19 protein-coding genes and 1 pseudogene are annotated in these 24500 nt (G+C 63.2%); 6 read left to right on the plus strand and 14 right to left on the minus strand.

Annotated features, from left to right (window positions below):
- Positions 1 to 1272, plus strand: a pseudogene (locus O3669_RS00995) (hypothetical protein); the annotation flags it as partial.
- A gap of 989 nt (positions 1273 to 2261) precedes the next feature.
- Here the strand turns inward: O3669_RS00995 and O3669_RS01000 are convergent.
- Complete coding sequence (locus tag O3669_RS01000) at positions 2262 to 3353, minus strand: EcsC family protein (protein WP_371523294.1); 1092 nt, start codon at positions 3351 to 3353, stop codon at positions 2262 to 2264.
- A 108-nt stretch (positions 3354 to 3461) separates the two neighbouring features.
- Between O3669_RS01000 and O3669_RS01005 the strand changes: the two genes are divergently transcribed.
- From O3669_RS01005 to O3669_RS01015, 3 genes are all read left to right on the plus strand, one after another.
- A complete protein-coding gene (locus O3669_RS01005) occupies positions 3462 to 4280 on the plus strand; it encodes a YbjN domain-containing protein (RefSeq protein ID WP_314770125.1) in 819 nt (272 codons plus the stop codon).
- A gap of 159 nt (positions 4281 to 4439) precedes the next feature.
- The gene (locus tag O3669_RS01010; RefSeq protein WP_291451744.1) at positions 4440 to 4739 is read left to right on the plus strand and encodes a DUF1778 domain-containing protein; all 300 of its coding nucleotides are present in this window, start codon (positions 4440 to 4442) and stop codon (positions 4737 to 4739) included.
- Positions 4727 to 5254, plus strand: coding sequence for a GNAT family N-acetyltransferase (locus O3669_RS01015; protein ID WP_295921377.1), 528 nt, complete (start codon positions 4727 to 4729; stop codon positions 5252 to 5254). Before O3669_RS01010 ends, O3669_RS01015 begins: the two co-directional genes overlap by 13 nt.
- An 86-nt stretch (positions 5255 to 5340) precedes the next feature.
- Here O3669_RS01015 and O3669_RS01020 read toward each other — a convergent pair whose 3' ends face one another.
- Both O3669_RS01020 and O3669_RS01025 read right to left on the minus strand, forming a co-directional pair.
- A complete protein-coding gene (locus O3669_RS01020) occupies positions 5341 to 6834 on the minus strand; it encodes an alpha-amylase (protein WP_371523297.1) in 1494 nt (497 codons plus the stop codon).
- A 143-nt stretch (positions 6835 to 6977) separates the two neighbouring features.
- Entirely contained in the window at positions 6978 to 7970 is a 993-nt protein-coding gene (locus tag O3669_RS01025; protein WP_371523298.1) for a hypothetical protein, read from the minus strand.
- Between the two features lie 166 nt (positions 7971 to 8136).
- Here O3669_RS01025 and O3669_RS01030 point away from each other — a divergent pair, with 166 nt between their 5' ends.
- Complete coding sequence (locus tag O3669_RS01030; protein WP_371523299.1) at positions 8137 to 9009, plus strand: EamA family transporter; 873 nt, start codon at positions 8137 to 8139, stop codon at positions 9007 to 9009.
- Between the two features lie 698 nt (positions 9010 to 9707).
- Here O3669_RS01030 and O3669_RS01035 read toward each other — a convergent pair.
- From O3669_RS01035 to O3669_RS01050, 4 genes are all read right to left on the minus strand, one after another.
- Positions 9708 to 10580 carry a DUF6318 family protein gene (locus O3669_RS01035; RefSeq protein WP_371523300.1) on the minus strand — a complete coding sequence of 291 codons (873 nt, stop codon included), beginning with the start codon at positions 10578 to 10580 and terminating at the stop codon, positions 9708 to 9710.
- Between the two features lie 73 nt (positions 10581 to 10653).
- Positions 10654 to 11013, minus strand: a complete 360-nt coding sequence (locus O3669_RS01040) for a hypothetical protein (protein WP_371523302.1) — start codon at positions 11011 to 11013, stop codon at positions 10654 to 10656.
- A gap of 556 nt (positions 11014 to 11569) precedes the next feature.
- The gene (locus O3669_RS01045) at positions 11570 to 12415 is read right to left on the minus strand and encodes a DUF6318 family protein (RefSeq protein ID WP_371523303.1); all 846 of its coding nucleotides are present in this window, start codon (positions 12413 to 12415) and stop codon (positions 11570 to 11572) included.
- Positions 12416 to 12711: 296 nt separating this feature from the next.
- The gene (locus O3669_RS01050) at positions 12712 to 15639 is read right to left on the minus strand and encodes an AAA domain-containing protein (RefSeq protein ID WP_371523304.1); all 2928 of its coding nucleotides are present in this window, start codon (positions 15637 to 15639) and stop codon (positions 12712 to 12714) included.
- 121 nt (positions 15640 to 15760) lie between these two features.
- Here O3669_RS01050 and O3669_RS01055 point away from each other — a divergent pair, with 121 nt between their 5' ends.
- Positions 15761 to 16963 (plus strand): DNA recombination protein RmuC, encoded by a 1203-nt coding sequence (locus O3669_RS01055; protein ID WP_371523305.1) that lies wholly within the window; start codon positions 15761 to 15763, stop codon positions 16961 to 16963.
- Here O3669_RS01055 and mcrC read toward each other — a convergent pair.
- From mcrC to O3669_RS01090, 7 genes are all read right to left on the minus strand, one after another.
- Positions 16935 to 18020 carry a 5-methylcytosine-specific restriction endonuclease system specificity protein McrC gene (mcrC, locus tag O3669_RS01060; protein ID WP_371523306.1) on the minus strand — a complete coding sequence of 362 codons (1086 nt, stop codon included), beginning with the start codon at positions 18018 to 18020 and terminating at the stop codon, positions 16935 to 16937. The two genes, O3669_RS01055 and mcrC, sit on opposite strands and share 29 nt — an antisense overlap.
- Positions 17987 to 20164 carry an AAA family ATPase gene (locus tag O3669_RS01065; protein ID WP_371523308.1) on the minus strand — a complete coding sequence of 726 codons (2178 nt, stop codon included), beginning with the start codon at positions 20162 to 20164 and terminating at the stop codon, positions 17987 to 17989. The genes mcrC and O3669_RS01065 overlap by 34 nt, the downstream gene beginning before the upstream one ends.
- A 108-nt stretch (positions 20165 to 20272) precedes the next feature.
- A complete protein-coding gene (locus O3669_RS01070) occupies positions 20273 to 20644 on the minus strand; it encodes a type II toxin-antitoxin system VapC family toxin (RefSeq protein WP_295917565.1) in 372 nt (123 codons plus the stop codon).
- Positions 20641 to 20835: a type II toxin-antitoxin system VapB family antitoxin gene (locus tag O3669_RS01075; protein ID WP_295917569.1), complete on the minus strand. Its 195-nt coding sequence runs from the start codon at positions 20833 to 20835 to the stop codon at positions 20641 to 20643. The genes O3669_RS01070 and O3669_RS01075 overlap by 4 nt, the downstream gene beginning before the upstream one ends.
- 149 nt (positions 20836 to 20984) lie before the next feature.
- The gene (locus tag O3669_RS01080; protein ID WP_371523310.1) at positions 20985 to 21326 is read right to left on the minus strand and encodes a HigA family addiction module antitoxin; all 342 of its coding nucleotides are present in this window, start codon (positions 21324 to 21326) and stop codon (positions 20985 to 20987) included.
- Positions 21327 to 22006: 680 nt separating this feature from the next.
- Positions 22007 to 23089 (minus strand): redox-regulated ATPase YchF, encoded by a 1083-nt coding sequence (gene ychF / locus O3669_RS01085; RefSeq protein WP_315293996.1) that lies wholly within the window; start codon positions 23087 to 23089, stop codon positions 22007 to 22009.
- Positions 23090 to 23165: 76 nt separating this feature from the next.
- Positions 23166 to 24476, minus strand: a complete 1311-nt coding sequence (locus O3669_RS01090; RefSeq protein WP_371523311.1) for a hypothetical protein — start codon at positions 24474 to 24476, stop codon at positions 23166 to 23168.
- Positions 24477 to 24500: the final 24 nt, after the last annotated feature.

Consider the following 24500-nt stretch of genomic DNA (forward strand, 5'->3'; position numbering starts at 1 on the left):
ACCACTACCGGCGCACCCCAAGACCCGGGCATGCTCACCGTCAAACTCCCCCGCTTCAAGCCTGCGCAGCCCGAGCCGGTCGCCGAGCCGGTGGCCGTACCGGTGGCCGAGCCGGTTCTGGCTGAACCCGAGCAACCCGAGTACGTCGACGTTCCGACCGTCAAGCTGCTTCGATTCAACCCCGAACAGCAGGCGGCACCCGTGACTGAGTCCGCCTCTGCCCCGGATGCTCCCGAGCAGCCGGAGTATGTCGACGTTCCGACCATCAAGCTGCTTCGATTCAACCCCGAACAGGCCTCGGTCGCGGCTCCCGCCGCCGAGCCCGAACCCGAGCCCGAGCCGGTCGCTGCCACCGAGCCCGAGCCCGAGCCGATCGCTGCCACCGAGCCCGAACCCGAGCCGGTCGCTGCCACCAAGCCCGAACCCGAGCCGGTCACTGCCACCAAGCCCGAACCGGAGCCTGTCACTGCCACCGAGCCCGAACCCGAGCCGGTCACTGCCACCAAGCCCGAGCCTGAGCCGGAGCTTCTCCCTGCCCCCGCGCCGGTGCCTATGCCTGAGCACGTTGCGGAGTCCGACCCCGTTCGCGACTTCGCTGCGGTGCCCTCCCCCGTCGTGATCCCCGCCCCCGAGCCGGTCGTCATGCCTGAGCCGGAAGTTTCGGGTGCACCCGCTCAGGCTTCGTCTGAGGAAGACGCGGGCGACGCCGGACTCACGACCGTGCAGATGCCCCACGCCGACCAGATGGACTCCTTCGACTGGGACGCCCTGGCCGCGCGCCAGCCGGAGCCGCACCTCCAGGGCGGCACCCCCGAGCACATGGCCACCCCCGAGCAGATGCCCGCACCCGGCCAAGGGTTCACGCCCGCGCAGCAGCTTCCCCCGCCTGCGACATCCTTCCCGCCCGCCGGGCAGCTTCCCCCGCCCGCGGAGAACCTGCCGCCCGTTCCTCTGCCTGCACCCCCGCAGGACGCTCCTGTGCAGGATGCCGCGCCGGCGACTCCTCAGATTCCCCCGGCTCTGGAGGGGCAGGGAGGTTTCCAGGAGAGCTGGACGTCGCAGTTCTCGTGGAGCGAGGAGGTCCGCCAGGAGCCGGACGCGCGCAAGAAGCGCAAGCGGTGGCCCTGGTCCAGGCGGCGCAAGCAGCAGGACGTGGAGGACATCGCGTCAACGACGCCGCCGCAACACGAGGCAGGCTCCAGCACCAACATGCCGATCATCGCCGTCGACGCGCAGGACGACGACTGGCAGAACTGGAACTCCAGGAACTAAACCGACAGCCTGACGGGCGTTCGCACCAGCGAACGCCCGTCACTGCGTGAGACACCCGCACGCCGACACACCGGGTTATAGGACACTGCGTGTTGCTGGGAGCGTGACTTTTCGGCTTTGTCGCGCGGGAAAGACGGGTTATAGGGATTATAGGATACTGCGTGTTGCTGGTGGCGTGACTTTTTGGCTTTCTGGTGAGGGAAAGTCGGTATAGAAGGTGGTGGCATCTGCTCGCGTCTTCGTGTGGGCAGCGTCTGTACATTAACCCCGTGATTCTGCGCGCGGGCCCCGGACTGTGCGCGCGTGGGTCGGTGGGCCCTTTTACTGGTAGTGGTAACCCGTTCCTGCGCAGCTGGGCCCGATAGGTGGCAGTGTGGGCGGCCTGCCTGGACTACCACCTGTGGGGTTAACCTGCGCATGAAGGGGCCCAGGTATCCACCTGTCCGGCCGATCCTGCCACCCCCGTGGATGATGCCGCCATCCCTGTGGGCGATGGCGCCACCCCTGCGTCGATTGCCTCCGTAAATGGCCGCGGTTGAGCTTGTTGCCCTCGAATGTGGATAGGAAGCGAGCATGCGGATAGCTTATGAAGATGCGGATAGCTTCGTAACCTATCCGCAAGCGCCTAACCTATCCGCGAAGGCGAAACCTATCCGCGAGCGGCAGGCCCAGTCAGCTGCCGCCACGCATACTCGTTCTTGCGCAGCTGGGCCCGATAGGTGGCAGTGTGGGCGGCCTGCCTGGGCTACCACCTGTGGGGTTAACCTGCGCATGAAGGGGCCCAAGCAGCCACCTGTCCGGCCGATGGCGCCACCCCTGGAGCCAATGAGGCCACCCCTGAACTGAGCACATCCGTCCGCCGCTCCTGGAACTGACCACCGACCCACACGTGATGTCCTATAACACGACACACCCGCGAGGGCCTGAGCGCGACCGTGGGGCACACGCTCGCATTCTCGCCACCAGCAACCGTGCCCAGGATTGGCGTGTTAGAGCTGGGGAGACTCCTTCTGTGCCAGCTCCACGTAGTAGGCAATGTCGGCGCTGATCTCGTCAGCCACCGCGTTGCTCACGGCGCCCGACGAGTCTTCCCCGGCCTCGTCGATGTAACCGTAGCGTTCCGCCAGGAAGCGCTCCCGATAAAGGTGTTCGGCCGTGTCTCCAATTGTTCGCATGAGGGACGCGTTCAAATAGACGCCCACGACGACGCCCACGAGCGGCACGATCTGCGCGAGCTTCATACCTGCCAGTCGAACCCCGAGCGAGGCGAACAACGAATTGATAGTCGCCGTGATCACGTTGTTGCTGACGCCGTTCATCGGTCCGCGCTTCGTGATGCCACTCATGACCTTGTTGAGGGTGCGCATCGTCGTCTCTTTTTCCACGGTCGCTTCTTCCCCGGTGCTCGTGGGATCGATCGCCTGCGACAGCACCATCGTGGCAAAGAGGTTCTCGGCGGGGTCCGTCGTGTCATAGCCGTAGTAGGCGGCCATATGGGAGACCAGTCGCGTCGCGCCTCCCAGGAACATCGTGATGTCGAGGGCGATCGCCGAGGTTGTGAGCGCGATGCCCGGCGCGGATGCGATGCCCAAACCAAGGATGGCGGCCACCGCGCCGCCCGACGCGATCACGCCGCTAACAGCGCCCTCCGCACCTGCAGCACACGCGTACAAACCTCGCAGGTGAGGCTTGACCGCTCGAACCTCTTCGAGGCTCAGAGTGCGGATATCTTCGATGGTCTCGACGTTATAGCCTGCCTTGCGATAGGCCTTCAGGATTTGGCGTCGACCCACCGACGTCTCCGACGCGGACGTGGCCTTGTCGATCAGGGCCAGCGTCTTGCCCGACACCCACGACATGATGGCGCCGCAGCCGGGGACCTTGCGTGCGAACGCAACAAGTTTACGGACGGGCGTCAGGACGAACGAGCGGATGCGCCGAGAAATAACACGCGGATTCTTCGGGCTTATTTGCTCTTCTTTCCAGCCCTGAATCTCCTCCCATTCAGCCGCGTCCCCAGGGCTCATGCGCGCACGCGCCTCGTCGATGCAAGGCTCCTCGTTCTCAGTGTTGTCCGTCATACTGCAACCCTACACAGCGGTGTCCTCCCGTGCCCCTCGGACATTTCCCTTCCCCTGTTATGCTTGTGTTTCGGTAATCACTCATGACCTCACGTTGGAGGAACGACCGTGAACTCGCGCTCACAGCTCATCGCACAGGTCAACGCCCTGCACGAAGAGAACGAACACCAGAAGATCATCGCGCTCATCGAACGCGAAGCGCCGACCTCACTGGACTATGAGCTGACGGGGTTGCTGGCGCGCGCCTACATTAACTACGCGCAGCCCTACATGGATTCGTTCCAAGAACTCATCGCGCACGCGGTCGAGCTGCTGCGCGGTATCGAAGCCGAAGGCATGGCTGACCCCGTGTGGTACTACCGCATCGGTACCGCCCTGTACTGGCAGGACAAGGAAGAGAGTGCGCTGACCTACCTGGAGCAGTGCCTCGCGATGGACCCGACCAACGAGTACGCGCCTGAGATCATCGAGCAGTGCAACCGTGCGCTGGATCGCCGCCGGATCGTGCGCCCGGTGGAGCTGGCGCGCATCGTCGATTTCTTCGAAGCGAACGAATACAACTACGAGGTCAACGACAACCGCCTGCACACCGGCTTCACGCACGGCTTCTACATGTTCTCGGTCGTCAACGACGGCGCGGACCTGAGCATGTGGGGCGCCGTTCGCGAGGAGGTGTCGATGGAGCTGCGCCAGCGTCTGCTCCAGGCGTGCAACGACTGGAATACGTCCGCGACGTGGCCCAAGGTCTACGTTGCCTCCCTGGACGACGGCCGCCAACGCCTGTGCGCTGAGCAGTTCGTGACCGCTCGCCTGGGCCTGACGGACTCGCAGGTGTCCATGAACATCGACCGTTTCATCACCAGCGCCGAGTCCTTCTTCAAGGATCAGATCGAGCGCATCCCCGCCCTGGGCGGCACGCAGGAGTAAGCACCCCCACCCGTCCGCGCCGCCGCTTCGGTGAGCCGCGAGTGCACACTGACCCGGGCCTCGTCCCCGTCGACGAGGCCCGGGTTCGTTATGCGCTTAGCTGTCGCCACTCGCCCCGATCCGGCATACAATGTATGTACGAGTGGAAAGGAGTACAGCATGTCTGCGCACGCAACTGCCACAAAGTCATCTCGTATCAACCTGCGTTTGACACCTGCGCAGGAGGAGAAGCTGCGCTACGTCGCGAGCACTACGCAGACGTCGCTGAGCGATTTTGTCCTCGCGTCCGCGCTGGAACGCGCGGATCAGGCGCTGGCGGACCGCACGGAGTTCGTCGCAACAGACGAGGATTTCGAGCGTCTGTTGGAGGCCCTGGACGCGCCGCTTCCGACGACAAAAATCCAAGCGCTCGCCGCCCGCCCCTCCCCCGTCGGATCGACGCTGACATGGACGGACTAGAAATCCCGGTGCTCGACGCTCCCCGCCGGTTGGCGCGCCATGACAAGCGCAGTGATTTCACGTGCGGAAACGACGAACTGGACACCTGGTTTCACCGCTATGCGTGGCAAAACCAGCGGGCCAACAACGCGGTGACCTACGTGTGCCAGCAGAGCGGGCGTATCGCCGGCTACTACGCGCTAGCGGCAGCAACGATTCGGCGCGAGTGGTCGCCGGATGACTTTGCTGCCCACCGACCCCGGTCAATCCCATGCATGCTCCTGGCCAGGCTCGCGGTTGACCGCCGAGTGCAGGGGCAGGGTGTGGGCGCGACGCTCCTGCTCGACGCGCTTCGCCGGACTTTCGCGGCATCGGACCAGTTCGGAATCGCCGCGCTGCTCATCCACTGCAAGGACGAGCACGCACGCGACTTCTACACGCATCACGTTGACGCACTGGTCTCTCCCATCGCCCCGCTGCAGCTCATCGTGCCGACGCAAACGATTGCACTCGCGTTGGGTACCGCGCACGAGTAGCTGCCTCCGTCACGCGCCGCCGCTTCGGTGAGCCGCGAGGGCACACTGACCCCGGCCTCGTCGATTGGGACGAGGCGGGAGCCGCGTCAGGCGTTCACGCGCGGCACGTAGACGCTCAGACCACCGTCACTGACGACGCCCGTGAGCGTGCCGTCGTCGGCGACGCGCACGTCGGGGTGGCCTCCGATCATGCACTCCCAGTCTTCGCCCGCGTGATGGCGCCCCACGTAGAGGGTCTTCTCGGCGGCGTGGCGGTCGGACAGGATGACGGCACACCCCGTGCCGGGCACGTCCGCCCTGCCTTCGCGGGCGAAACCGACGACGTCCGGGTCGTCGAAGGCGTTGTGCTGCGGGCCGATCGCGGCACGGAAGCGCACGCCCATGAGGATGGGGAGCTCACGCACGGCGGGCAGGTCGCCAGTCTCGGGGGTCCCCAGGAGGTCGCCCCAGAAGACGCAGGGCACCCCGGCCTCGTTGAGGAGGATGAGCGCGTAGGCGGCAGCCTTGAACCAGGAGGCGACCGTGGAGGCCAGCGACTGTCCAGGCTGGGTGTCGTGGTTTTCGACGAAGGTGACGGACAGCTCCGGGATCGATGCCGTCAGCGTGCCCTCCCACAGGCGCGACAAGTCGACGTTGCCGTCAGAGACCGAGGCCTGGTGGAGGTGGAAGTGCAGGGGCACGTCGAAGAGCATCGCGTTGGGGACTTCGCGCAGGTACTGCTCAAGCTCGCGCACGTCTCCGCTCCAGTACTCGCCGACGGCGGGGAGCAGACGGCCGGTGGAGGTGCGCAGGTCTTCGAGCCAGCGCGCGTAGAAGTCCGAACCCACGTGCTTGACGGCGTCTAGGCGCAGCGCATCCACGCCGGTCGTCTCCACGTACCAGCGGCCCCACCGGTCCAGTTCCTCGCTAACCCGCGGGTCAGTGACGTGCACGTCGCAGCCCATGAGGTAGTCGAAGTTGCCGAACTCTGTGTTGACGGACTCGTTCCAGTGCTTGCCCTCGAAAAGCCACAGTCCCTCGCGCCCCGTCGCCGCGTCCCAGTCAATGCCGTGGAAGCACGTCCAGTCCCACGTGAAGTCCGAGTAGGCGCCGGCGCGTCCCGGGAACGTGAAGCGGGTCCACACCTCGATCGTCTCGGGCTCTCCAATGGCCTCATGACGGTTATGGGGGTTGATCGGGGTAGCTCGCACGGTCTCGGAGGCGTCCGCGCCCATGCGGTGGTTGAGGACGATGTCGGCGCACACGGCGATCCCCGCCTCGTGCAGGGCGTCGATGGCGGCCAGGTATTCGTCTTTCGTCCCGTACTTCGTGGGCACGGACCCCTTCTGGTCGAATTCGCCCAGGTCGTACAGGTCGTAGACGCCGTAGCCGACGTCCTTGACGCCGCCATGGCCCTTGTAGGCGGGGGGCAACCAGATGATGGTGACGCCCAGGTCGGCGATCGCTTGCGCGTGCTCGGCGAGGTAGCGCCAGTGGCTCGCATCCGCGGCCATATCCCAGGCGAAGGCCTGGAGGATCAGGGGCCCAGCCTCTTGCGTCGAGGAGAGCAGGGCCGGTGTCTTCGTGTCACTCACCCGCATATGGTGGCAGGTTTGCCCTCGGGTGGGCGGGCGGGGAGGTGAAACAGTGGCGCGTTAAACACGGTGGCACGAGGCCGGGGCCCGGTTTGGTGCGCACCGCGCGGGTGCGGCCGGGACCCGACCACGGCCTCGTCAATGAGCGATCACTTGCGTCGGTTGAGGCGTCCCTTGACGCCGCCGGCGACGGCACTGGCTCCGTCGGCGATACCCGAGGCCGCGCTTTTAGCGCCGAGCATCACGACCTTCGCCTTGCCTTTCATGGTTTCCTGAACGTCCTCCGTCACAACCTGTTTGCTCTGTGCCGAGCCTGCGACGGTGAGGTGCTGCGCCCAGGCCTCGGCATCGAAGCCGGCAGGGGGAATCTGGCGCAGGTGACCCTTGAGGCGAGACGACTGCGTCTGCAACGCCGTGAAGGTCAGGCCACTCGACACAAATCCGCCGATGATGGGGAGCACCTTTGAGACACCTTTGGAGAAAGTGTTCTTCGTGATGTTGATACCAATGACGCGCAGCGAGTACTTGACGACCGGGTACCACGTGATACTCATGAGAGCCCGCTTGGTCACGTGCTTCTGGTAGGCAGTCTTGGCGGCGATTCGCGCGAAAGCCGTCAGCGACTGCGCGGCGCCGCCAACACCCAGCATGACGCCGAAAAATACCGCGAGCACGCCGATTGTCTCGTCCTCCCCCGCGTCGACCTCCGCGAGGAGGTCGCGCCAGCCGTACAGGTAGGCGAGTTTTTGCATGATCCGCAGCGCGTGCACGTAGTACTGAGTCAGGTCCGCCGGGATCGTGCCGAGCATCGCGAAGCCGCCGGGGATGCCCGCCGCGAAGGACAAGGCTGCGGACTTGTTTGTCTCGTAGGAGATAGCTTCGTCCGCGAGGAAATCGAGGACTCCCAGAGGGACGCCCGCCGCCGCGGGGCTCGATGCGAGGGCGCGATCGATCACGTCGTGAGTTGCCTTGACTTTGTCGAGCGCCTCGCGCAGGTACCTGTCACGGTCGATGCGCACTCCCGGAATCCGAACAGCCTTCGTGAGGAATTCGATCGCTTGCTGCTCCGCCTCGGAGGCCTGTTCGTTCGTGTATCCGCGCAGCTCGGCGTCCACAGCGACGTCGTTCATCTTGTCGGGCATTATGGTCCTCCACGTCTCAGCACGCGCTGACTGCTCATGTCTTGGTGCAATCACTCTAGCGTGAATGGGCCACTTCCTCCGTGCACGCCTGACGAGGCCGGGGCTGATTTCCGCCGTGACGCGCGCCCGGCCCCGGCCTCGGCGAACGAGGCTCTACAGTTGGTGTGTGTGGATCATCGCCGCGTGTTTGTCTGCCCTGTTCGCCGGGCTCACGTCGATCCTCGCGAAGGCGGGGGTCGCGACGACGAGTTCCACAGTGGCGACGGCCCTACGAACGGTCGTCGTCGCGGCAGGAGCGTGGGGCATGGCCGCCCTGGTCGGATCGGCGTCGTCCCTGGGCGCTATCGACGCACGCTCGCTGCTGTTCTTAGTCCTATCGGGCTTGGCAACCGGGGCCTCGTGGCTGTGTTACTTCGCGGCGCTGTCTCGAGGGGACGTATCCCGCGTGGCGCCGATCGACAAGCTGTCGACGGTCCTCGCGATCGTCTTGGCGCTGGTCCTGCTGGGCGAGCCGGTGAGCGCGTGGGGGGCGGCCGGGATCGTGGCGATCACGGCGGGAACGCTCCTCATGGTCGAGCCTTCCGACCTGTCGAGCCTGCCTCGTGCGCTGCGCGGGGGCGGCAGCTGGCTGGTGTACGCGCTCGCGTCCGCTCTGTTCGCGGCACTGACGTCGATCCTGGGGAAGGTCGGCATTTCGAGTGTGGACCCGACGCTGGGGACAGCCGTGCGCACGGTCGTTGTGCTGGCCATGGCGTGGGTGATCGTGACCGTGCAAGGCAGGCTTGGGGACGTGCGGGATATCCCCGCGCGTGAACTGGCCTTCATTGTCGCGTCGGGGGCGGCGACCTGCTCGTCGTGGCTGGCGTACTATCACGCGCTCAAGGACGGACCCGCCTCCGTTGTCGTACCCATCGACAAGCTGTCGATCCTGGTGACCGTCGCCTTCTCGGCGGCCGTGTTTCACGAGCGTTTCACGCATCGTTACCTGGCGGGCTTGGCGTTCCTGTGCGTGGGCACGGGAGCCATGGTGGTGGCGTAGGGCCACGACCATGTTTCACGCGCGTTTCACGTCGACGTGGGGGCCGTTTCCACGGACACGTGCCGCCTGAGCTTGACATGCGCAGATGGCGGGGTGATATCATCGATGTACAACGTAGGCTTAGCCTGGTTCGCCGGGCCGGGTCGGGAGGGGATCGACCATATTGGTCGCATTCCCTCCTTTTTATTACTGCGCAACTTCGAAGGTGATGAACGCATGCGCCATTACGGATTAGATGAGCAGATAAACCATCTCCGAGAATCCGGTATCACATTCAGCATCATGTCGGAGGATGATGCACGGACGTTCCTTCGAGAGAACACGTACTACTACAAGCTCAAGTCCTACAGACATAACTGGCTCTTCATAATTGGGTGTGTAGTTGGAGTCTAAATCCTCCCGTTTCGAGGAGTGCTCGTGGAGGGGTCTGGGTTTTTCGGACCGTTTGTTGTGAGAGGGTTGTTCTGAGTAGTCCCGGCTGCTTGTGGCCGGGCAGAATGGATGACCATGAGGAAGTTCTCGAAGCACATGCCTGAGCAGATTGTCGTGAAGCTGGAGAAGGCCGAGGCGCTGCGAGGTAAGGGCATGAGTGCGGCCCAACCCCGCCGACAACACCTACACCCTCAATTATGAAGAGCATGTTTATTAGCAACAGTGCTGTCGCTAGAATAGTGGCAACTACCAGTGTCGAACGAATCTTATTTGTCATTGCGAATATCTCCGTCTGTGACAGTCCAGCCCCCATTTTTCCAGGTCATGAATAATACAACGGTGGACTCGTATTCGTTCTCTTTAGTAGTTATCTTCTGGTTGACGCATGTCACCCCGTTGATTGTCTTGACCTTGAACTGTACGCCGATAGTGCTGGGTTGAGCTCCCCACCGCTCCTCTGACACGGGCTCGACTTTGATGATCCGTGTAACGTTTGACGTCATACCGTATGTCCAACCGTTCGCGTAGGAATTCTCAATGGTATCGATATACGTCTGACGGAAGCCATCGCCAGGTTCTGTGATATCTGCGAATGGTTGTGTATCTCCTGTATTCCAGGCATATATGAGAAGAGAGAATACATGCTCGGCGGCGAGTTCTGCTCCTCTTTCGGTGTTTTCTTTGGCTTCTTCGGGTAGTTCGGGTTTGGTGTAGGTGGAGGCCGCATGCTCGGCGGGGCGCACGAGAACTCCGTCGGGGCCGATCTCGTAACCGCCCGACATGGCAGGTTCGCTCGATGCGGACGGCGAAGGCTGAGCAGCGGGGGTAGTCGTCGCAGCAACGGTGGGCTTTTCACCCCAGGCGTGCCACCAGCCGTACGCAACACCGTTGATGTAGAGCGAGTAGGATCCGCCAATGAACAAGAACACGACGGCGACGCGGATCCCCCAGTCCACGGCGTCGGCGTCCATCCACGCCCGAAGCCGCGCCTTGGCTCCCTTGGGTCGGTTGTGCTTCACATCAGCCCGATAATCACTCCACCGCTCCCACAGCGTGCACCTGCGCGGGGCGGACTCGCGGCGGAACTGCTCCTCGTCCTCCTCGGTCACAGGACGTTCAGATAGGGGTGGGACCATCATGGCGTGTGCTCCTTTGCCTTGCCTGTTTCCAGTGTCGCGTGTGCAGCGGTTACGTTCGCTCGGGCGGCTAGGGTTAGTGGCCTTGTTTTTCTTCCCAGGTGTCGGTGTTGTTAATGACCAGGTGGGACAGGGGGAACTTGCCGGTGGTCTCCGTGGTGGTGACCAGGCCGTTGATGGTCTGGGTCTCCCCGGTGAAGGGATTGGTGGCTGTTCCACTCCACGTCGTGGTCAGCGTGATCTCGCGGTCTTCGTGAGGGTATGGGCCATCGAGCATGGACCGCCACCCCTGCGGGGGCGTGTAGTAGTGGCGGATCAACCTCGGGTCGGTGTTGAGATCCATGCCCTCTTGCCACACCGCACCCGTGGACGTGGTGACCAGGTTCGGGGTCCCATCACCCCAACTCCACTCGTACTGAGTGGCCGTAAATGTCACGGTAACCTCGCGACCTAATAACGACACCGTGTGAACTTGGGTAGGGTGCAAAACCGCGACGATAGAGGGGATAAACCTATTCGTGTACGAGACGTTCAGCGGGCGCTTATACAACCCCGCTCCATCGGCATGGATGACGGTGGCAGCTCGATACAGTATCTCCCGGGTCGTAGGCACTTGCTGTGGAGCCTCGTTACTGCTGCTCTCATGAAACATGGACTTGCACGCGTACGGCACGCTGCTTCCATCCGGCATCTCCATCACGTGTGTCTCGCCGTCACATATTCGCCCTGAGGTGAACGTCTGCGCGTCAGAGCTCGCTTCGCTCGTGCTGGTGTGGTAGGCCCTATCATCCGTTAGCGTCGTATCTGGATGAGGAGGGACGCTCTCTCTCCCACCTTCTATTCCCTCAAGCACAGCACCATCGCCTTCTCCAGTTGCGGAATACTGCGGCAGATCAGGATCCCAGACGGCCTCCGCGAACGTAACCACGGGAACGGTGAGGAGAATCATTCCGAAGGATAAGGCAAGAGCCTTAAGCATCTTTTTTAAAAAGTCATTCATCATCGCTAATCATCTTCCCTTGTGTTTCTTGCCAGCGTCCGTCGACCCATGTCATGAGGAAGGACAACGTGGATTCATATTCACCCGTGCGCGAGGTGATTCGTGTACCGTAACAAGATGTACCGTCAACCGAGGCAATCCGGAATTTCACTAGTATTGTCCCCTCCGGAACACCACTCCCATCTGGTTCCATAGGTTTCACTCTCAGAATATGTGTGACGGACGACGAGTTGCCGTACTCCCAACCATTCGAGTAAAGGCTATTAATGCGACCAATATAGGAATTAGCAAAATTTGAGTCAGGATTTGACATGTCTGCAAACGGTTGCGTATCACCCGTATTCCACGCATACGTGAGGAGCGCTAGGTAATGCTCGGCGGCAAGTTCTGCTCCTCTTTCGGTGTTTTCTTTGGCTTCGTCGGGTAGTTCTGGTTTGGTGTAGGTGGAGGCGGCGTGTTCGGCTGGGCGTACGAGAACGCCGTCGGGTCCGATTTCGTAGCCGCCCGACATGGCAGGTTCGCTCGATGCGGACGGCGAAGGCCGAGCAGCGGGGGTAGTCGTCGCTGCAACGGTGGGTTTCTCACCCCAGGCGTGCCACCAGCCGTACGCAACACCGTTGATGTACAGGGAGTAGGATCCGCCAATGAACAAGAACACGATCGCCACGCGGATCCCCCAATCGACGGCGTCGGCGTCCATCCACGCCCGAAGCCGCGCCTTGGCTCCCTTGGGCCGGTTGCGCTTCACATCAGCCCGATAATCGGCCCATCTCTCCCGCAGCGTGTACTTACGCGGGGCGGACTCGCGGCGGAACTGTTCCTCGTCCTCCTCGGTCACGGGACGTTCGGATAGGGGTGGGACCATCATGATGCATACACCTCTCCTGTGAGGTCTCCTCCTGGGCGCTTCCGACGCTGGAAGCACTTCCTATTCCCATCAGATTACGCGCAGAACCGACACGAAACACCAAGAATATGCAGTAAGCACCACGGCACGTTCTCCCACCCAACCCGCACAAACGTGCACCAGGCAGACCAACCCCGCCCCGACCTCGTCAAACAACAAACACACACGCACTGGCGACCAACGGCCCCACTGCCAAGGCCGACCACCAAACGGACGCAAGCCCCCGCTCAGAGGAGCTTGTCCAGCGCCTCCCGGATGAGGCGCTCCTCCCCCGATCCGTTTGTCGGCAGGCGCAAGACTGGGACTCCATAGGCGGCCATGATCGAATCCTTGAGGGCGTCGCGCTTGCGCTGAGTATCACTGGCACCGTGGTACTGCCAGCCGTCGACCTCGATGGCGAGGACAAGGCGACCGGTCACCCGCGAATACACGCCAAAATCAAGCGCACTATCCGTGAACGTGAAGGCACGCTGTTCCTCGCTGAGTCGACGCGTATTCGGCAACGCATCTTTAAGGAACACCTCGATCTGATAACCAAAGCGCGAATAGGCCGGTTCCGCAAGAATCTCGCGCAGGCACTGGTCCGCGACGTTCTCGGCGGGAGAGCGCCGATGATCGGCCCATTTGGCGCGCGAATAACGCTCCAACGACTCGCTGTAAGCGCTGTACAGGACATCAAAGATTGACACAATGTCCGATTGGATGACAGAACTAGGATCGTACATCTCAATGTATTCAAGCAACGCCGAGATATTTCGACTGAAGCGCACACCACCGTGCGCTGTCACGACGATAAAACGGTCCTTCGCGCGCGAAACAATTACATTCGTCATGGAATCGGCATCGTAGAACTCGCGCGCAGCTGACCGTTCACCGGCATTGAGAACCGTCGACAAGATGACCGTTCCCGCGCCTCGCCCCTGGAATTTGTGCGCGGTTTCCGCCAGCCAACGCGAGTACTGCCTGTCGCCTTGCTCAGCACGAATTCGCTGACCCAGGTTCGTTGCCTGCGCTCGGAACGGAGTGACGATGCCCAGGACAAAGTCGCCAGATGCGTCCTTCTCCTTCGCGCCTATTCCCTCTCGGATGACCTGCATATCCTCGAGCTGCGCGATGATCTCAATCTCCCGCTGCGAGAAGAACCCACCGCCGCGCGCTGGTCGCCGCGCGTGATTGCCGGGCGCCGCATACACGATTTCAAGCGGATCGGGGGCGTCTTCCGCGGGAACGCGCATCGGAATGAGCTGGCCGTCGTAATACATGCGATTGCAGAACTCGATGATCGCGGGGTGGCAGCGGTAGTGCTCTTTCAGCAAGGTGCTGGGCACCTGCGCGGCCTCGGCCATCATTTTCACGGAGTCGAGCAGCGACACCTTGCGCACGTCGAATCGTTCCTCGGCAGGTGCCTGCTTGCTCTCGTCCCACCCCTGGAAGATCGGCCCGAGCTGCTTGGCGTCCCCGACAATGACGGCGTTACGCGCCTTGCTCAGCGCAGCCATGCCCTGCGGGAGCAGAACCTGCGAGGCTTCGTCGATGATGACCCAGTCCAGCATCACGTCCTGGGCCAGGTTGTTGCGAATCGAGAAACAAGTGGACGCCACAACAGGGTAGGTGCGCAGCAGGATGTCCGTCTGTCGGTTGAGCCGCTCACAGGGGCTGAGGCGACTCGGGTGCTCGCGCTCGAATCGCTCCAGGAGAGCGGCGTCCAGTGCCTCGCGGGATCGCTGACGGTACGCGGCACTCTCCTCGACGAGGCCTCGGCGGGCTAACCGGGCCTCCGCTTCCTCGATGCGTTGGGTCAGTTCGCGTTCACGAGCCTCGTAGAAGGCGAATTGGAGCGCCGACTGCACGTCCGTGTCCGCCAGGTCAATACCGTTCAGGGAGCCATAAGTGAAATAACGGCGCACCCGCTCGACGATGCCCCGCGGACCGCGCCCAGGCCTCGGCGCACAGCGCGCAAGGGCAAGCAAGTGAGCGATAGTTTCTGAGCCCCGCCGAAGGACGGGCATGGTCGAAATATCGGGAACCAGTCGCCGACTCTCCCGCACCTTTTCCTCGAAGAGGCGGCGCTCTCGGCGCGTCGCAGTCAGGCGCGCGCGAAACTCCGGAACATCGCGCGCATCCTCCCACAGGCCCACCAGGCGTTCCTCCGCAGCCCGCAGCTCAGCGTCGTCGATGTCGGTTGGCGCACCCGACGAACCGTCGGACGCATGGCGAGCCCAGGCCTCGCGCTTCTGTTCAAGGATTCCCTCACGCTGATGGAATTCCTTGACGCGTGCGACGCTCCCGACCGTTGCAACCAGGAAGCCGTAGCCTTCCTCCGTCAGCTTGTCGACCACGTTATCGACTGCGGAGTTGGCGCCTGCGACGACGCCCACCGACTTGCCCTGAGCGATAAGAGAAGCGATCAGGTTGAGGATCGTCTGCGTCTTACCAGTACCGGGCGGGCCGTCGATAATCGAGATCTGGTGGGTGAGCGCGGCCCGGATCGCGTTGCGTTGATCAATGTTGGAATGGAAGGGCATGATGAGCCGGTCGCTCGCGCCCGTCTTCGCGGAGGAGACGCCCGCAAGGAAGGCTTCCAGGGCGGAGCCTTTCGGGGCGCTCGTGAGCCACTCCCACACGTTCGCAAGAATAGCGTCGGGCAGCATGTGGTCCGCACCGACCCACTTGGGATAGCGCCCGCTCGTGTCCAATGTTGCCCCGGCCCGTCGAGCCTGCGCGCGGACTTCCGTGCGGACATAGTCGAGAGTGGAAGCGTTGTGCCGGTCCTGCGCGGTCGCATACGTCACTCTAACCTCGTCGCTCCCGTAGCGCCGAAGCGCGAGCTTGCCGTCAGCTTTTCGATACGCCAGCGTGTAGCGCGGATTACGCGGGTGGCCCGCGCGGCGAAGCGTCCAGATGATCTCGGCGTTTTTCCAGCGCTGCCCGTTCACACGAACCTCGTCGAGGGCGTCGATCTCTCGGCGCTCGACCTGGTCGTAGATGCGCACACGATCCTCACCGTACGGATACTGTTTGCCGTTGGTGTAGGTGACGACGACGCGATTCCCGTCGCGGCACGCCTTGGCGACCTTCCAGGTGCAGTCCTGCCAGCTCTGCGAGTCCCTGTCGCGAATCAGTACGTGCATCGCGCGCGGATTGACGGCTTCCATACCCCTCCCCCGTGAGTCTTACACCCAGGATAGGCGACTGACCGTTGCCCTGGTTGGTTGCTGGATACCTGCGGACCGCCCGCTGGACGCAGATGTGCACGCCCCCTCGTATCGTGGCGCTATGGGTATCTCTCTTGTTTTTCTCCTTGTTGGACTTGTCGTGGGCGCTGCGCTCGGGTACGTGGGGGCGGTGGCGCGCCGCGCCTCGCAGCCGGGCGAGGACGTGGGCGCGTTGCGTGCGGAGGCCGCCCGGTGGCAGGCCCGCGCCGAGGAGCTGTCGCGTCGAGTCGAGTCGGCCGAGGCCCGCTCGGCCGTCGATGCGTCCGTGTTGCAGGCGCTCGCCCCGGTTCGCGTGCAGCTGGAGCAGATGACGGCGCGCGTCGACCAGATGGAGGCCACGCGCGCTCGCCAGCACGGCGCCCTCGCGGAGCAGCTGCGCGAGACCGCCCAGCGCGAGGCCGAGCTGGCCCGCACCACCGCCTCCCTGGAGGGGGCGCTGCGGTCGCGCAGCGCGCGCGGCACGTGGGGCGAGGTTGAGCTCGCCCGAATCCTGGAGGCCTCGGGGATGCTGCCGCACGTCGACTTCGCGGAACAACGCTCGATTGGTGCGCTCACTCAGGGACGAGGCCTGGGCGCAGAACGTGCTTCGTCTGACCGTGGACGACCCGACGTGACAATTCACCTGCCCGGGCAGGGCTTCCTTGCTCTCGATGCGAAGGCTCCGATGGACGCGTACCTGCGCGCGTGCGATATCGAGGAGGGCGGCGAGATGGCGGAGGCTCGGCGACGTTCCGAGCTGGTGGCGCACGCGAAGGCACTGCGCTCTCACGTGGATGCGTTGGCCTCGCGAGAATACGCGCGGGCTCTCGGTTCCTCGCCCGAGCTGGTGATCCTCTTCGTCCCGTCGGAGGCGGCGCTGAGCGCCGCGCTGCGCGCGGATGCGGCGCTTTTGGACGACGCGATGGCTCGCGGCGTGGCCCTGTGTTCCCCCGTCACGCTGCTAGCGGTGGCCCGCACGTGCGCGACCGCGTGGGCACGCACGAACATCAACGAGCAGGCCGACGACATCATTGCGCTGGGCCGTGACCTGTACGAACGCCTCGGAGTCGTCGCCGGCCACATCGAAAACCTGGGCAAGAGCCTGGCCAAGAGCGTCGACTACTACAACAAGGCGGTCTCCTCGATGGAAAACCGCCTCCTGTCCCGCGCGCGTTCCGTCACCGCTCTGGAGTCGGCCTCGAAGAAGCCCATGAAGGCCCCCGACATCGATCCGGACGCCGCCCAGGTCCGCGCCTTCACGAAGCCGGAGCTGACGGAGCAGTAATCGTATCGGCGATAGTATCCAACTGAGCGCGGATCTCCTCGAAGGGACGGTCCACGTCGAGCGTCGTCGCGCTGATTCGGTTGCCGCTCATGCGGTAGGTGGCGTCGGGTTGGATGTCCTCGTCGGTCGCAGCGTAGAGGAGCATGCCTGAAACCTCGACGCTCTCCCCCGCGCGCTCGAAGGCGATCTGCTTGTTCTTCACGTACGCGAAGATCTGGTACAGGTTCGCCGAATGCACGGTCCTCTTGTCGAAGTTGCTCTGCATCGTGGACGTGTAGTACTTCGCATCGATGATGAGCACGCGGCCGCGAGCGCTCAGCGTGATGTCGCTTCGCATGGCGGGCAGACCGTCCGCGACGCCGTCATCGAGCGCCCAGTCGATGAACGAGGCGCTGGCATTCAAACGTGGATGTTCCCGGCGGTAGTACTCGAGGATGAACTTCTCGTAGAGGCGGCTCATGCGCTGCTCGTCGAAGAAATCCATCATGCGCGTGGTGCCGTCGCTCTGAGTCTGGAGCAGCCCCTTGACGACGAGCCAGCACACCGCCATCAGCATGCGGTACGTGCGATTGTTGCGGTCGTATCGCATGTTCCAGTCGACGGTGTGCAGGTCGATCTCGCGCACGTCCGCGAAGTACACCATGAGCTTCTTCAGGCTCTTCTTGCGCGCCCGTGAGATGTCCGAGCGCACAAGCAGCGCGGCAGTCGCCTTGATGATGCGGTTCATCGTCGTGTCGACGCTGAGCTCGTCGTAGGAGCACACCAGCTGGCGGCGCCAAATCGCCTGCGATTTCACGGACTCGGTGACCTTGATTGTGCCGCGCAGGGAGGAACGGGCCTCGGTCCGGTTCACGTACTCCTGCCCAAGGCCTCGTTTGAGTTGCAGGGACACGCCCCGCTCGAGGATGGCGGCGCACAGCTCGGCCGCGTTCTCGAAGTCCTCCGTGGCCACGGCACGGTAGCCCTGCTCGCGTAGCGCCGAGAAGGCGTAGGCGAGCATGTGGAAGACGTTGCGGACGCGGATCACCGCAGCGACCTGCGCAGCCTGTCGCTCCATTCGCGGACCTTGCCAGGCTCGTCGAACCAGTATTCTTTGAGCATCGGGATGAGCTCGTAGTCCACGATCGAGGCCAGGGCCGCGTCGGTGCAGGTATCGGCGTCCATGTTGCAAAAGTAGCTGTGTCCAATGCAGAAACCTTCGCCGAGCGACTCATCCTCGGCGATCACGCGGTTGAGGGATTCCACCTCACGGACCAATGCCTCGAACCTCGGATTAACGAGGCCGACGCGGTAGGCACGGAAGCCCTCGGAGTCGAAGGCGGGACTCAGTTCCACGAAAGCGAAGCGGCGTCGCAGCGCGTAGTCGAGCATCGCGAGGCTACGGTCTGCCGTGTTCATCATGCCGATAATGTGGACGTTGCGGGGAACGTAGAAGAGCTCACGCGAATAGAGGAGCTGGAGCTTATTCTTCGGTCCGCGTTTATCACTCTCGATGAGCATGAACAGCTCGCCAAAGATCTTGGAGAGGTTTCCACGGTTGATCTCGTCAATGACGAAGAAGTAGGCGTTCTCCTCGTCCTCGGCAGCCTTCTTACAGAACGAGTAAAAGGCCCCCTTCACCAGCTCGAATCCCGCACCAGAGGGGCGATACCCCTCAATGAAGTCCTCGTAGGAGTAGCTCTGGTGGAATTGGACCAGCATGACCCGCGAGGCGTCCTTGACGCCCATCATCGAGTAGGCGAGGCGTTTGGCGGCGAAGGTCTTACCCACGCCGGGTGCGCCCTGCAGGATAATGTTCTTCTTGGCGCGCAAGACGCCCACGGTTGCGTCATAGCGTTCCTCGTCCATGAAGACCTCGTCGAGGAATTGTTCGGAGGAATACTCCGGGAAGACCGGCAGCGTTTCCTCATTGGCAACTGATTCTTCATCCTCGCCGTCATCGAAGAAGGCATCAATGCGCGCCAGCAGATCGGGGTAGTCAGTGATCTCAGTGAGGGTCTTCATGGGGAACTGCTGATCACTTCGCCAGCTTCCCCGACGCTTCCACGACACGTTGCGCAGGTGCGGGTACTCGCCCCCTTCCGGGTCATAGACGTAGTCGCCCGTAACGACGCCGCGGCCGAGAATCTCCTTGAGGCCTCGTTTGACGAAAATGACGTCTCCCGGCTTGATCTCGTTCGCGAACTGCCAGACCGCCCGGGCCGAATTCGTCTGCGATGTATTGTCGTCGCGAGTGTCGAGTAGCCGTTGGCGCATGTCCTCCTTGGTGGCGTACTCGCTCAGATCACCGAGTTGGTGCCACCCCAGCCCCATCACGCCGCGTTGATAGAACTCTTCCCACATACAGGCTCCCCGGCCGGGGGCGTAGAGCCAGTAGCGCACGGTCTGCACGTCAGCGTCGCCGAGGGCGGCGGCCTGAACGACCTCTTCCTTCTCCTTGCCAGCTTCCTTCGTCTCACGGTTGACCTGTTCAGAAACTCGCCACGCGCATGCTGACAACTCCGGGAAAGTCGTGTAGTCGTAGGTGCCGGAGGACATGGCATCGAGAACACGGTCGCGCAGCGCCAGATAGGCGAAGGCCCCGGGAGGCGATGCGAGCTGGGAAACCTCGGCGTTCACGTCCGGGGGCATACGATCGGGAAGGCTGAGGAACCAACGATCCCGCGAGCTCAGGTTAACGTAGGCATACGGACGCACCCAGAAAAGGCCCATCGTGACGTTCCAGCTGGCGTTACGTTGTTTGAGAACGGCATCGTACGCGTGACAAAATGCCGCCCCTGTCTGCTCTGTCGGCCGGTCCGCGTAGGCCAAAGCGACCGTGAACAGGTCCCAGAGTCTCTCAATATCGCCCTCGCCCCGACGCGCCTGGTCGTAGAGAGTCGCATTGATATTGAGTAGCGTAGGGACGCCGACGAAATCATCGTGCAGCGGGGCGTGCACGCCGAGGGCTCCACCGATTCCCCGGGCAACCGTCCAACGTTTGGCCGTAGCGAGGCCGCGATTGAAGAGGCCGTAGACCGTAAAAGGATCAATATCCGTCGGAATACCGCCGGAGTCAAGCGTCGGCAGGTCCATACCGAATTCGGCGTAGACATGCTGCAACGTCGCAATAAGAGCCTGCCGATCATCCTTGAAGGCAAGCAGTTTGTCCGCTAGTTCCATGAAAAAGCGCGGCCATGAGTACTGACTATCCATCGTCATGGCCACACCCTACCACCCAGGTGATCGGCGACACGATTCATACGCGTACTCACCCGACAGCAAAGCCGAGCCACGCTCACGCGCCCCGGCCTCGTCAGTGCGCACTCCTCAGTCAAGCTCCGCCAACACGCCCACGTCACGCGCGGCCTGACGCAGGCGCTTATCGCGCGTCCACAGTGACACGCCGGGGGTTACGACAGCACTTGCCAGGAGCGCCACGTCGACAGCACTGAGCCCCCTGCCCCACAGCCGCCGCTCCTCGACGAGATGCCGGACCCCCTGATCGTCGACGTTGCGGACAATCATGAGGCGCTCAAGCATTTTCAAAAAGAACGACCGATTCTTGAGGTTCCCCAACGCGAGTTCAGTGATGACACTCTGATGTATGCACACTTGGTCGCGCTCGAGCAGATCGACCAGAACCGGCTCAGTTTTCCGCAGGTGATCGATCCAGATGCTCGTGTCAACGAGGACTCTCATGCGCGCTGCCGACTCCGCGGGGCAGCCTCCGCCGCCGAATCACTGCCGCCGAGCGCAGCGAGCTGCCGACCGCTCTCAATGCGAACGAGGAGCTCTACCGCATCCCTGATTAAAGCGGATCGTTCTCTAATCCCGGTCAGCTCCTCGGCCCGCGCGAGCAGGTCGTCATCGAGTGTCACAGTGGTTCTCATGGCTACCTCCACATTCAGGATAGCATCACGAGCATCATCATTTGATTCGACTATTGATGCTCGCTCACGCTCACGTGTCCTCTGCCCAACAGCAAAGCCGGGCCACGCCCTCGCGCGACCCGGCTAGCGCCTCGTAAGGTCGAGGAAATTTAGGCAACCTCCACCGTCACAAGGGGAACGATCCCACTCAGCGTATCCCCCAGTGCATCTTCGGCGCGATCGAGCTCATAGCGCATCTGCAGCTTCATCCAGAACCCCGGGGTCGTACCAAAGTAGCGGGAGAGACGCATCGCCGTATCAGCCGTAATCCCGCGCTTCCCGTGGACGATTTCATTGATACGACGGGGCGGAACACCGATAGCAACGGCAAGCTTGTGCTGCGTAATTCCGAAGCCCTCGATGAAGTCCACCATGAGGACTTCGCCCGGGTGAATCGGAGCAATTTTAGTGGCAGTCAACGATCTCACCCCCTTCTGGACCAGCGTCGCCAAGACTGCCATCCATCGCGACTGCGCTTGAAAAGGCACCGCCGTTGAACGGAGCACCTTTGGTTCTCTACAACCCAGTGCTACCATTCTACTAACCGCGTTGGGCTTGGACCGGCGCAGTCTACTACGGGGATCCTCGCCATCACGGCGAGGATCCCTTGGTATACCCGTTCGCGCAGTGCGAGTTAAATCTAGAGGACACAACGTGTCGCCGACAGGCCAGTTCTCATCGCATTGGCACGGAACAATTGGCACGTGAGACGGTATAAGCGAGCGAATATGTCCCCGCGGCGCTCGCCTCGATTTCTGCACTGAGCACACCGGCAGCGCGGCCCGATGGGTGGCAGCGTTAACCCCTCAATGCGCAGCTAAACCCTACACGTGGAGCATGGGCACCCCCGCCCACACTGCCACCCATGGGGTTAACGTGCGCATCGAAGGCCCCAGGCCCCCACCCATGGGGTTAACGTGCACATCGAAGGGCCCAGACTCCCACCCATGGGGCCAATCACGCCTCCCGCCTTGCCCAAAATGCAGTCCACTTCGCCCAAATCGGGCCATTTTCGGGAATTTTTACCGAAGTGGACTGCGGTTTGGGACAGGAGACCGGTGACAACACCGCACCAACAGCGAAGCCGGGCCACGCCCTCGCGCGACCCGGCCACTGCCTCGTAGAAGTAAACTCAGACGTTGAAGCGGAACTCCACGACGTCACCGTCGTGCATGACGTAGTCCTTGCCTTCCATGCGGACCTTGCCGGCGGCCTTCGCGGCGGCCATGGAGCCGGCCTCGACCAGGTCGTCGTAGGAGACGACCTCGGCCTTGATGAAGCCCTTCTCGAAGTCCGTGTGGATGACGCCGGCGGCCTTGGGGGCGGTGTCGCCCTTGTGGATCGTCCAGGCGCGCGCTTCCTTCTCGCCGGCGGTGAGGTATGTCTGCAGGCCGAGGGTGTCGAAGCCGACGCGGGCCAGCTTGTCCAGGCCGGACTCATCCTGGCCGGATTCGGCGAGCATCTCGCGGGCATCCTCGTCGTCCAGTTCGACCAGCTCGGCTTCGAACTGGGCGTCCAGGAAGATGGCCTCGGCGGGCGCGACGAGGGCGCGCAGCTCGTCCTTCATCTCCTCGTTGTCCATCTCGGCGGCGTCCATGTTGAACACGAAGATGAAGGGCTTGGAGGTCATGAGCTGGAAGGAACGCAGCGCGTCCTGGTCCAGCTTGGCGCCCTCGGGGCCGGACAGCAGCTCGCCGCGCTCCAGCAGGTCGAGGGCCGCCCGCGCGGTCTCAAGGACGATCGGCTCGGTCTTCTTGCCGCGCACCTCCTTCTCGAGGCGCGGAATCTGCTTCTCGATCGTCTGCATGTCGGCGAGGATCAGCTCGGTCTTGATGGTCTCAATGTCCGAGGCCGGGTCCACCTTGCCGTCGACGTGCACGACGTCGGGGTCGGAGAAGGCACGCGTGACCTGGCAGATCGCGTCGGCCTCGCGGATGTTGGCGAGGAACTGGTTACCCAGGCCCTCACCCTCGGAGGCGCCGCGCACGATGCCGGCGATGTCCACGAAGGACACGGTGGCGGGCAGGATGCGCTGGGAGCCGAAGATCTCCGCGAGCTTGTTCAGGCGCGGGTCGGGCAGGGGGACGACGCCGACGTTGGGCTCGATGGTCGCGAAGGGGTAGTTCGCGGCGAGCACGGTCGCGCGGGTCAGGGCGTTGAACAGGGTGGACTTGCCAACGTTGGGCAGTCCGGCGATACCGATAGTAAGAGACACGCCCCCATCCTATCGGAGCGGGCCCGGCGGCGTTGCTCCCACGCGCCACGTCACGCCGACGCGCGGGGCGCTCGGCTCACTGCGCGAATTCGACGGGCGCCAGCTGTAAGAAGTCACCGAAGGTGATCGTCACATCATCAGACTTCCTGACCCTCACGCCGCGCTCACCGAGCGCATAGAGCCTCGAATAGACAGCATCGCCCTCAGTCTCGCCGAAGCGCGCGGCACCGAACATCTGCGTCATCGTCTGACATAGCTGCCAGGCGGCAGCCGCCCCCGCGCGCGGCTCAACGCGCGTGCGAGCGGGAGTCGGCGAAATGGTGAGCACCCACTCTCCCCGTGATGCCTTCTCCTGCGCGATCCAGCCGTCGCCGACCAAAGAGACATCGCGGCCGTCAAACTGCCCCGCAACGCCCCCATTGGCGACAAGAACGTCACGCACGGGCACGCCCCTCGCCCACTGGTCCACGATGCCGCACACCTGACCGAAGGCCAGGCCGGTGCGCATAGGAACGGTCTCCACCTCGTCACGGGAACCCGCGGACGGCTCCGGGGACGCGACCTGGGCGGCGAGGTCCCGCAGCTGCGCGAACGTAAGGGCGGGCCGACGATTCTCCTGAGAATCGGGCGCGTACCCCTGCTCGTTCTCCTCCTCGAACCAGTCGAACTCCTCGATCTCCTCGGGGCTCTCCGAACCGTTCGGGCTCAGGGGCGTGACTGCAAGACCACCGGAAGCCAGCATGGGCACGTCGCGCAGGCGCGCGCCGCCCGCCAGCCCGGCGAGCACCCTCCCGAAGCCGAGGGGGAAGCCCGGGGGAAGAAGAACCGTCTCCCCGGTCGCGTCGCTGGCCAGCTCCACGCCGTCGGCGCTCACCGACGCGGTGAGAACACCGAGGCCGGAGACGCGCAGATCCCACTGGTAACGGATCTGCGGGCGCCACTGCGGCGGCATCATGTCCAGCCCGTCGACCAGGTCGGACATGGAACGGTCGAACTCCGCGTCGAACTGGTCCCAGCACGAGCACATGGTGCACGGCTTCGACCTGATGTCGATTTCCTGAATCTCGGGCCCGAGCGCAATCATCCACCGGTAGGGCTTGTACTCGGGTTCCTCCGACTCCAGGTTGTAGTATTCATCGTTTTCGACGAGCCTGGTATCGCCAAACGACGAGTGGATGGTCGTCCCTCGGACCGACAGACGCAGGGAACGATCAGGGGTGCGCCACCGAATGTGTGTCTCCTCCTGCTCAGACCCGCCAATGATGATCGGTTTGACCGGCTCCATCATCTGCGCGGCCTCCAAGATGAACTGGTGGCAATCCTCGCGCGTCATGTCGCGCCCTACCAGGGCGGCGACGGCGTCGCTCACTCGTTCGATGGGATCCATGCGCAAACCTCCACGTTCACTTGA

Source organism: Pauljensenia sp. 20925_1_34 (assembly GCF_041432775.1).
Lineage (GTDB): Bacteria > Actinomycetota > Actinomycetes > Actinomycetales > Actinomycetaceae > Pauljensenia.